Origin of the sequence: Brevundimonas sp. (assembly GCF_018608325.1) — a bacterium.
Classification (GTDB): Bacteria; Pseudomonadota; Alphaproteobacteria; order Caulobacterales; family Caulobacteraceae; genus Brevundimonas.
Window position 1 is genome coordinate 1 of record NZ_JABAZW010000163.1, and the last position, 1,872, is coordinate 1,872.

Annotated in this window: 2 protein-coding genes; both read right to left on the reverse strand. The window is 67.5% G+C overall.

The window, feature by feature from the left end; genetic code table 11:
- Positions 1-272: 272 nt before the first annotated feature.
- The gene (locus tag QZ281_RS16440) at positions 273-743 is read right to left on the reverse strand and encodes a hypothetical protein (RefSeq protein WP_292230238.1); all 471 of its coding nucleotides are present in this window, start codon (positions 741-743) and stop codon (positions 273-275) included.
- 13 nt (positions 744-756) lie between these two features.
- On the reverse strand, positions 757-1,872 hold a 1,116-nt coding region (locus QZ281_RS16445), incomplete at its 5' end, for an AarF/UbiB family protein (protein ID WP_292230240.1).

A 1,872-nucleotide genomic window follows, 5' to 3' on the forward strand; every position in this document is an offset into this window, starting at 1 on the left:
GGATAGGGCTCGCCCTCTGCGGAAACGAAAGGCTCGCCATAGGGGCTGATGAAAATGGAAGCACGTGTCGCCGGGGCCTGATCCTGCGGCGGATCAGACGCGAGGACCGCGGCGGCGCCGATGGACGGAGCAGCCGTCAAACCCAGGCTGATGATCAGGCTGGCGATCATGGGTTTCATCTTGAACCTTCAGGCTAAGGACGCCCCCGTCCCATGCTTCAACGGCTCAAGTTGCGACATTCCGTCGCAGCATGAAAGCGGAATCTCGGCGGCTCAGCCCTCGGCGGGGCGGAACAGAAGCGCGGCGATCCGGTCCTCGCTGTCGAAGCCGATCAGCCATTCGGTGACCTGATTGTCGAAGGTGACCTTGAACAACTGGGCCTCGCCTTCCTGGCGTAGATATTCGACGGTCTTCACGGCGCCGAAGCCCTTGAGGAGGGGCGTGACCTGTGCGGCCTGCTGGCGGATCTGGGTGGCCAGATTGTCGGTGAAGGCGGCGTAGTCGAAGCCCGGTCCCTGGGCCGCCGCGATGACGCTGCGCAGGGCTTCTTCGGCGCGGGCGATGTCTGGCGCCGCAGCGGGCGTGGCGGATGGCGCGGGCGTCGGGCGTGCAGGCTGGGTCTGGGGCTGTGCGGGACGGTCGAAGCTGTTGGGCACGGTTCCTGCCGCGGCCTGGGCAGATGCGGAGACGGGGGACAGCAGCAGGGCGGCGCCGAGGGCCGCCAGAGGCAGGGTCGTCTTCATATGAAGGCTCCGGTCAGTGCAGATAGGGCCAGAGCGAAAGGCCCAGGGACGTCAGGGCGGCGATGACCGCGACCGTGACAGAAGCCACCAGCCAAGCCGGAGTTCCCGACTTTTCGATGACCACGGTCGTGGGGCGCGGCGGCTCCTGCACCAGACGCGAGATGGCGCGGGCGGCTGAGATCACTTCGTTCAGGGCGTCCTTGGCCTGGGCCTGCGGGCCCAGTTCGCGCTTGATCCAGCGTTCGACGACCGGTTTTGCGGCGGCCCACAGGTCGTGGTCGGGGTTCAGGCGACGCGCCACGCCCTCGACCGAGACCATGGTTTTCTGCAGCAGGATCAGTTCGGGCCGCAGGCTCATGTCGAACAGGGCGGTGATCTCGAACAACTGGCCCAGCAGGCGGCCCATCGACACCTGACTGGCGGCGCGGCCGATCACCGGCTCGCCCACGGCGCGCAGGGCCTGTGCGAAGGTTTCGACCGAATGGTGGGCTGGGACGTATCCGGCCTCGAAGTGGACGCGGGCGATGCGGTCATAATCCCGGCTGATGAAGCCCCACAGGATTTCCGCCAGATAGCGGCGCTCCGCCGGTCCCAGCCGCCCGACGATCCCGAAGTCGATGGCGGTCAGGTGCGCAGGCGCGCTGGCGAACAGATTGCCTTCGTGCAGGTCGGCGTGGAAGGCGCCGTGGTCCAGCGCCTGAACCAGAAAGGCGCGCACCACATTGTCGGCCAACTGGTCCTTGTCGATGCCGGGCAGGTCGGGCAGCGCCGGATCGGTCATCGGCACTCCGGGCGCCCATTCCAGCGTCAGCACCCGCTTGCCCACCCCGTCCCAGATCACGGCGGGGGCGGACATATAGCTGTCCTTGGCCATGACCTCGGCCATTTCGCTGGCGGCGGCGGCCTCCAGACGCATGTCCAGTTCAAGGTCCAGCGAGTTGGCGATGGTCTCGACGAAGGCCTGCGGCTCCAGTCGGCGCGCTTGCGGAACCAGTTTCCACACCAGGGCCGCGCCCAGACGCATGGAATCCAGCCCATTGGCCACGCGGCGTTCGACGCCGGGACGCAGCACCTTGACTGCCACGGCCCGACCATCGGCCAGCGTGGCGCGATGCGCCTGGGCCAGAGA